Origin of the sequence: Thermosipho sp. (in: thermotogales) (genome assembly GCF_020054775.1) — a bacterium.
Lineage (GTDB): Bacteria > Thermotogota > Thermotogae > Thermotogales > Fervidobacteriaceae > Thermosipho > Thermosipho africanus.
This window is the reverse complement of sequence record NZ_JAIHAP010000088.1, coordinates 1-7,374: the sequence shown is the minus strand read 5'-3', so window position 1 is coordinate 7,374 and position 7,374 is coordinate 1. Positions and strand designations below refer to the sequence as shown.

Here is a 7,374-nt window from a genome sequence, read left to right as displayed (position 1 = left end):
GTGCGTTGAAATACAGAAGTCCGCGGGAGGTATATGAAGAATATCTAAGTTTTACAAAAGTTTCGTAATTTCTGTCCAATTTTTCGGGGTGCATTACATCCTGTATTTATATTTATTTTTCATTTTGTACATAAGTAGATCTCCGGATTCAAGGGTTTTTTCAAGCGAATCTTTGTATCGAATTATACCCCACGAAAAGGTTGGTGAAGTTTCATCGCTATTTCTAAATTCATTTAGTATTCTATTAATTGTTAATTTTCCTTTTCTCTTAGAACAGTTTTTAAGGACAATAAGGAATTCGTCACCACCAAGTCTGATTAGTAGATCATCTTTTCTTATGTTATTCAAAGCAATTTGCGAGAATTTTTTAAGTATTTTATCACCATATTTATGGCCGAGAGTATCATTTATTTCTTTTAGTTTGTTGATATCGATGTATATAAAAAGATCAGATTCATGAAATTTTTCAAAGTCAAATATATTTCTATTATATGCTTTGGTTAGATTATCAAAAACACTTTTTTTATAGTATATATGTTTTTCTTTTACAGTTTCTTTATAGCTTGAGATAATTATATACGAAAATACAAAAAATAGTATAAGAACGCCTAAAGGACTTAAAAATTTTGTTTCGATATCAAAGATTAGAACAATTACATCATGTATTGCTGTCAAAATAAATGATGACAAAATAAAGAGTAAAATAAGTGATTTTTTTGTATTTGACTTGAAGAAAAGATAAATCAAAAATACTGCATTAAGGACAAAAATTACAGAAAGGTAGTTATGGAATATGTGAGTGTGGTAGACTGAAGGTGAAAATATTAAGATAATGCATGAAAGATAATAAAGAAAAGTTAAGATCTTACCAGATAATCCATTGTAGTTAAAGTATATAAAACTACCTTTTGAAAGAAATGAAAAAGATAGGTAAAGACTAACTAAAGTTATTTTTTTAAATAAAGTAAAATTTTCTAATGAATCAAAAATTGGAAGTGGGAGTGTATCAAAGAGCCATATTGATCCAAGAATAGAAGCTAATGAAAAATGTAAGAATAATTTCTTTTTGTTTCTTTTTGAGTTAATAGAGAATAAGAGTAATATAATTGAAAGTGATAATAGAGTTCCCATCAAAAATATTACTAGATAAAATGTTATGATTTTTAATGTCCAATATTTTGGAATTTGATTTTCTTGGATTATAAATATTGGAAAGTCTATACCTAGCTCATATGTTCCTGACATTTTTATTTTTAATTCTCTAGATTCATCCGGCAAAGTTATTAAAAATGGTGAATAAAAAAAGTGTCCTATTTTGCTTTTATACCCTATTTTTTTAATTAATACGTCATTAATATATATTTCAATATAAGAAGCATCAATCTGAGGGATATATAGAAATGAATTTTTAGGTACATTATCTAATTTTGTTACTAAAGAAATTTTCGAGGGCTTTTTAAGCAAAAAGAAAAAGGGAATTTTTAAATTTCCACCGTATTTTTTAGAGTTTTCGACAACGGAAAAACTTTCGATTTTTAGCCCTTCGACTTTTAATGAATAATTGTATAAATTTATTAAAACTAAAACAAAAATAAATGAAAACACTAAAGTTAAGATAATTTTTATTAATGTTTTAATTTTTTCTTACCCCCTTATTACGTAGTTATTTTAACAGTATTTTTTTATTTTTTCAACTATTATTGAGAGGTGAGATGGATGAAGATTTTGGGGCATAGAGGTTATCCTGAAAAGTATGTTGAGAATACTATTGATTCATTTAAAGCTGCAATTGATTATGGAGCAGATGGTGTGGAACTTGATGTATATATGACGTTGGATGAGAAAATTGTTGTAACGCATGATTCTAATCTAAGAAGGGTATTTAATGTTGATTTAGAGGTAACAAAATCTTTTTTGAAAGAAATTAAGGAAGTAGCACCAGTACCTGAGCTTATTGAAGTATTCAATGTTTTGCCGAAAGAAAAATTAATAAATGTAGAAATAAAGGATAAAGAAAAGGGAGAAAAAATAGTAGAATACGTTATTGAAAATAAAAAACATGATATAATCTTTAGTTCATTTGAACATGAAATTATATTAAAATGTGTTGAAAAGTATAAAGATGAGAAATTCGGGCTTTTATTTGACGAAAGACACCAAAATTTGAGTTTTGAAGATATAAGAGAGCTTTTTGAAAATCATAATATATATAGTGCTCATCTTCCAATTGACTTATTATATATTGATAAAGAGAAATTTTTTTCATTGGTAAAATATCTAAAGAAAATAGAAAAAAAGATTGTCTTTTGGACGGTGAATAAGATAGAAGAGGTAGAGGTAATCAAAGACTTTGCTGATATTATAATTACAAATTCAGTTGAAAAAATGGTTGGATATATAAAAAAATAAACCTCCGAAGTTTCCTTCGGAGGTTTTCTACTTTATATAACACCTAATTTTTTTCCAACTTTTTCAAATTTTTCAAGTGCAAAGTCAAGATCTTCTTTTGTGTGAACAGCACTTATCATTACTCTTATTCTTGCTTTTCCTTTAGGAACAGTTGGATATCCTATTGATTGTGCAAAGATTCCTTCTTCAAAAAGTTCTTTACTAAAGTTAGTGGATAATTTTGCATCGTACAACATAACTGGTGTTATAGGTGTTTCACTTTCTCCTGTGTCAAATCCTAATTTTTTCATTTCTTCTTTGAAATATTTTGCATTATCCCAAAGTCTTTTTACCCTGTCATCTGATTCTTGAAGGATTTTTGTAGCTTCAAGTGCTGCTGCTGTATCGGCAGGTGATAGTGGACTACTGAACAAGAATGGTCTTGCTTTTTGTTTAAGATAATCAATAAGTTCCTTTTTACCTGCTACGTATCCTCCTAGTACACCAAATGCCTTTGATAATGTTCCGATTTCTATATCAACACGTCCATGAAGTCCAAAGTGATCCACAATTCCTCTTCCGTGGCTTCCAAGCACTCCTTCACCGTGGGCATCATCTACCATGACCATTGCATTGTACTTTTCAGCAAGCTCAACAATTTCTGGAAGTGGAGCAAGATCTCCATCCATACTAAATACACCATCGGTAATAATTAGCTTTCTTCTTGCGTCCTTTGCTTCTTTTAATTTTTCCTCGAGGTCTTTAACGTCTCTGTGCTTCCATACGTATCTTTTTGCCTTGGAAAGTCTTACTCCATCTATTATACTTGCATGGTTAAGTTCATCTGACAATATTGCATCTTCTTCATTAGTAATTGCAGGAATAACAGCTTGGTTTGCAACAAATCCTGATTGTAAGAATATTGTAGCTTCTACTTTTTTAAACTCGGCAAGAGTTTTTTCAAGTTCGTTGTGCAAGGAGAAAGTACCTGCAATGGTTCTTACTGCACCAGGACCAACGCCCCACTTTTCAATTGCTTCTATTGCTGCCTTTTTAAGACGTTCTTCGTTTGCAAATCCTAAATAGTTGTTTGAGCACAAATTTAGTACTTTTTTGCCATTTATTGTTAACCATGCACCCTGTGGTGACTCAAGAGTTTTAATGTATGTATAAAGACCTTGTTCTTTTAAATTTTCAAGCTCTTTTGAAAAAATAGAGTAATCAAACATACTTACACCCCCTAATCAAGATTTAAAACAACTTTTCCACATTGTTTGTTTAACATTAATTCAAAGCCTTTTTCCCAATCTTCAAATGGAAGAACATGAGTAACAACTTTTGAAAGGTCAACCTTTTTACTTCTTAAAAGCTCATCTGCAACCTTCCATGTATCAAACATTTTTCTTCCTGTGATTCCATAAATAGTGATTCCTCTCATTATGACAAGAGAATCTAGATTGATATCGATGCTACCACCAAAAATTCCAAGTAATGAAGCTTCTCCTCCCATCGTTACACATTTTAATCCATCCTCTAAAGCCTTTTTATTTCCGCTCATTTCAAGTAATATGTCTACTCCATCATCTGTTATTGTATATATACTTTTTACTAAATCTTGCTCTGCTGGATTAATTACAATATCTGCACCGTTTTCCTTTGCCATTTGAATTCTATTTGGATCAACTTCACTGGTTATAACAAGACTTGCGCCTGATGCCTTTGCTACCTGTATTGCCATTAAACCTATTGGTCCAGCACCGGTAATCAAAACTTTTTTTCCTGTAAGGTCTGTTACAAGGGCTGTATGAATTGCATTTCCGAATGGTTCCATAACAGATGCATAATCTAATGGAATTTCTTTTGAAAATCTCCACAGTACTGTTTCAGGAATGACTGCATATTCTGTAAAAACCCCATTTCTATCAACACCTAAAATTTCTAGGTTTTTACATACATGCATTCTTCCAGTTTTACATTGCACGCAATGCTCGCAAGGAATGTGTGTTTCTGCAGATACTAGATCTCCAACCTTTACTTGAGTTACAGCATCACCAATTGCAACAACTTCACCTGCCATTTCGTGACCAACTATTAGTGGCGGATTTATTCTTGATTGAGACCATTCATCCCATTTGTATATATGGACATCAGTTCCACATATAGAAGCACGCCTAATTTTCACTAAAACTTCTCTTGGACCTAATTTTTCTGGCTTTGGAACTTCTTTCATTACAAAACCAGGACCTGCTGTTTCTTTTAAAATGGCTTTCATATTTATCCTCCTTTCAATTAACATCCAGTTAAATTATATAACTTATGTTAAATAAAGTAAATAAACATGGTAGGTTGTTATGTGAAATTATTCTTTTTAAATTAAATATGTCGCTGTTTTTACTTAGTTTATTTAGTTTTTGGACCTTAAAAATAGCTTTCCTATGACTAGTAATAAAAGACCATATAAAATCATTGCAATTAAACCGTAAAGATTTAAGATATTTTTTTGATTTGAGATAGCAAAAGCAGGGAAGTTAAGTATAGCAATTAGAGGAACTCCAACTAACATTGAAAAGCCACTTCCAAAAACTAAATTTTCTGATGCACCTGATTCTAACGCAGGGTCTACTTCTCTTAAAAGGGCCATACCTGTAGAAATTGTTCCAGTAAGCATACCAAAAAATGCAATTCTGTTTTCTACTTCATTTTTTGTAAAGACTTTCTTTGTCAGCATCATTACAAAGAAATAAGTTAAAATACCTGCAGCAAATGTTAGTATAAAAATTCCCCAAAATTCTTTTTGGATTTTTGCTAAAACTACGGCACTAATTGAAGCGGTAACCATAAAATCAAAAACTACACCGGCTATTCTTTGCAAAAGAAAATTATTTAGATAGTTTTCTTTTGCAATATTTTTAGCTTTCAATTTATCGTATAGTTTTCTAAAAACCATTGCAACAATTGCACCAATAACAAAGTGGAAACCCCAAAGAACAGTTGAAAAAGTTCGTCCTGTATTTCCAAGTGGAGATAATACACCTTCTATTATTTTCAAAAGTATGAATGTAATAAAATATACAATTCCTATAATTACCATTTGAATTGTCATTCCATCCATATCTGAAAATTCATAGTCCCTTACTTCTATAGCCTTCTTTTCAATTAAAGTTCTTTGATGCGATTTTTTCCATTTTACTAATAAAAGGTTAAGTATAACCAATCCACCTACTGTGGCCCATCCAAAGCCGGCAGCTGCAATTGCAAGACCTATCGAACTTCCACTGTGGAGACCAAGAGTTTCCCATTGCATTCCTATTGAATAAGCTTGTCCTGGGCCTTGTCCAAAACCCAATGGTATTAGATATCCAATTGCAGGAGAAAAATCTTTGTCAAATAAATTGATTAGAAAACCTAATGAAACTCCTAAAATACCTTGGAAAAGGTATGTTCCTACTATTATTAACCCAGCACCTAAATAACCTTTTTGACCGTTTTTTCAACTTTTCTAAGAGCTAACGCTATAAATCCAATGGCCATAAGGTGATATATGATTTTTCCAAGAAAATCTACATCAATTTTTACTATATTAAGCAAATTTGGACCTAGTAAAAATCCCAAAAAACCTGCTAAAATTGAATTTGGAATGATGATTTTTCTTAAAAGGGGAATAAATCTTTTTAAAAGTATAGCAATTGCATATAATATAGAAATTATGAAAAATGTATTAACCGTTGCTGTAAACATGTAGATACCTCCTTAGTATGTGGTATAATAATAGGCTTTCGTTTTCACTTTTTATCCTTACCACATAATTTGAATTATAAATAAATTCTGTAAATTTTTTTAAGAAAGTTGTTACACCTTTAATATGAGAAAATTCTAAATATAAATCCTTTATAGATAATTCTGCATTTGAAATGAGTAAGTCTCCCTTTTTAATTGCGTGCAATTTGTTTGTTTTTTTGTCTCTAATAATTATTTTTACATTTTTAATAGTATTTATTTCTTTAAAACGTTTGTCTAATATTTCAACTTGTTCTTTAAGTATTTTTTCAACAGTTTGGTTGTTTATATAGCCAAACTCATCTACTATAAATGAACTATTACAGTTTTTACAAATTGCTTTATTACCATTTGAACTAATACTTTTGAAAGCATGACATTTTGGGCAAAACCATAGAATTCTTTCAATTCCACTTGCTAGGCTTTTACCTTTAAATTTTATTTTTTGTACCTTTTGCCATTCCCATTCGTTGTGTTTAATAAAATCTAGGGCACGGCTGTCGTCAAAGGTTTGCACATTAAGTATTATTTTACCTTTTCACTCAAAATTTGCCCATCTGGGTTTTGTTAGATATCCTCCCATTATTTTTACAGCAACAATTGGAACTTTTACTATGTTTAATAGTTTGTCTGTGCCAGGTGGCATTTCCTGAAAGTTTCCATCCCATGTTATTGAACCTTCGGGAAATATTCCCACAATCTTATTTTCTTTTAGATTTTTGAGTATTTTTCGTATTGTACTTACATCAGGTTCTCCTTTTTGTTTAGGAATAAAGTTCATGGATTTAAATAGAGGACCAAGTATTGGTTTTTCAAACGTACCTTTTGCAACTATCCAATATATAGGGTTCTTTAGAAATGTGCTTATAAATAAAGGATCAAAGTTGTGCGTGTGATTTGCAATTAATAAAAATGGAGGTTTTGGAAAGCTTCCAAGTATTTCAAGATTGTATCGTTTTTTAATTAAATATCCGAGAGGAATTCTTAAATACCATATAGGATGCATATATTTTTCCTCCTATATATTTTGTTAGCATTTAGAATTATATCATATTAAATGTTATAATCATTTGCAGGAGGTGAAAATATTCCAGCAAAAGACCTAACAAGGGGAAATATATTAAAACAAATTTTAGTTATGGGACTTCCCACTGCAATTGGCTTTTCTTTCCAGATGTTTTATGATGTTGTTGATCTTTTTTGGATTGG

General features: G+C 30.5%; 8 protein-coding genes. 1 reads left to right on the top strand and 7 read right to left on the bottom strand.

Annotated elements, in window-relative coordinates:
• Nucleotides 1-93 precede the first annotated feature (93 nt).
• Nucleotides 94-1,605, bottom strand: a complete 1,512-nt coding sequence (locus JG780_RS10080) for a GGDEF domain-containing protein (protein ID WP_287570491.1) — start codon at nucleotides 1,603-1,605, stop codon at nucleotides 94-96.
• Nucleotides 1,606-1,716: 111 nt separating this feature from the next.
• Between JG780_RS10080 and JG780_RS10075 the strand changes: the two genes are divergently transcribed.
• Nucleotides 1,717-2,409: a glycerophosphodiester phosphodiesterase family protein gene (locus JG780_RS10075; RefSeq protein ID WP_012580257.1), complete on the top strand. Its 693-nt coding sequence runs from the start codon at nucleotides 1,717-1,719 to the stop codon at nucleotides 2,407-2,409.
• Between the two features lie 32 nt (nucleotides 2,410-2,441).
• Here the strand turns inward: JG780_RS10075 and JG780_RS10070 are convergent, their stop codons facing one another.
• The 6 genes from JG780_RS10070 to JG780_RS10045 all read right to left on the bottom strand — a co-directional run bounded on the left by JG780_RS10070 (nucleotide 2,442) and on the right by JG780_RS10045 (nucleotide 7,171).
• Complete coding sequence (locus tag JG780_RS10070) at nucleotides 2,442-3,617, bottom strand: glycine C-acetyltransferase (protein WP_004101993.1); 1,176 nt, start codon at nucleotides 3,615-3,617, stop codon at nucleotides 2,442-2,444.
• 11 nt (nucleotides 3,618-3,628) lie between these two features.
• Nucleotides 3,629-4,660 carry an L-threonine 3-dehydrogenase gene (tdh, locus tag JG780_RS10065; RefSeq protein ID WP_287570489.1) on the bottom strand — a complete coding sequence of 344 codons (1,032 nt, stop codon included), beginning with the start codon at nucleotides 4,658-4,660 and terminating at the stop codon, nucleotides 3,629-3,631.
• A gap of 132 nt (nucleotides 4,661-4,792) precedes the next feature.
• On the bottom strand, nucleotides 4,793-5,734 hold the full coding sequence (locus JG780_RS10060; RefSeq protein ID WP_287570487.1) for a sodium/glutamate symporter family protein: 942 nt from the start codon (nucleotides 5,732-5,734) through the stop codon (nucleotides 4,793-4,795).
• Nucleotides 5,735-5,853: 119 nt separating this feature from the next.
• Nucleotides 5,854-6,126 (bottom strand): sodium/glutamate symporter family protein, encoded by a 273-nt coding sequence (locus JG780_RS10055; RefSeq protein WP_051001553.1) that lies wholly within the window; start codon nucleotides 6,124-6,126, stop codon nucleotides 5,854-5,856.
• The gene (locus JG780_RS10050; RefSeq protein ID WP_004101998.1) at nucleotides 6,107-6,682 is read right to left on the bottom strand and encodes a hypothetical protein; all 576 of its coding nucleotides are present in this window, start codon (nucleotides 6,680-6,682) and stop codon (nucleotides 6,107-6,109) included. The genes JG780_RS10055 and JG780_RS10050 overlap by 20 nt, the downstream gene beginning before the upstream one ends.
• Nucleotides 6,683-6,703: 21 nt before the next feature.
• A complete protein-coding gene (locus JG780_RS10045; protein ID WP_004101999.1) occupies nucleotides 6,704-7,171 on the bottom strand; it encodes a lysophospholipid acyltransferase family protein in 468 nt (155 codons plus the stop codon).
• Nucleotides 7,172-7,374: the final 203 nt, after the last annotated feature.

What these genes read in the sequence shown, in the direction of transcription:
- JG780_RS10045 (WP_004101999.1), bottom strand. Translation starts at nt 7,171, where the DNA reads ATGCATCCTATATGGTATTTAAGAATTCCTCTCGGATATTTAATTAAA.
- tdh (WP_287570489.1), bottom strand. Translation starts at nt 4,660, where the DNA reads ATGAAAGCCATTTTAAAAGAAACAGCAGGTCCTGGTTTTGTAATGAAA.
- JG780_RS10055 (WP_051001553.1), bottom strand. Translation starts at nt 6,126, where the DNA reads ATGTTTACAGCAACGGTTAATACATTTTTCATAATTTCTATATTATAT.
- JG780_RS10070 (WP_004101993.1), bottom strand. Translation starts at nt 3,617, where the DNA reads ATGTTTGATTACTCTATTTTTTCAAAAGAGCTTGAAAATTTAAAAGAA.
- JG780_RS10075 (WP_012580257.1), top strand. Translation starts at nt 1,717, where the DNA reads ATGAAGATTTTGGGGCATAGAGGTTATCCTGAAAAGTATGTTGAGAAT.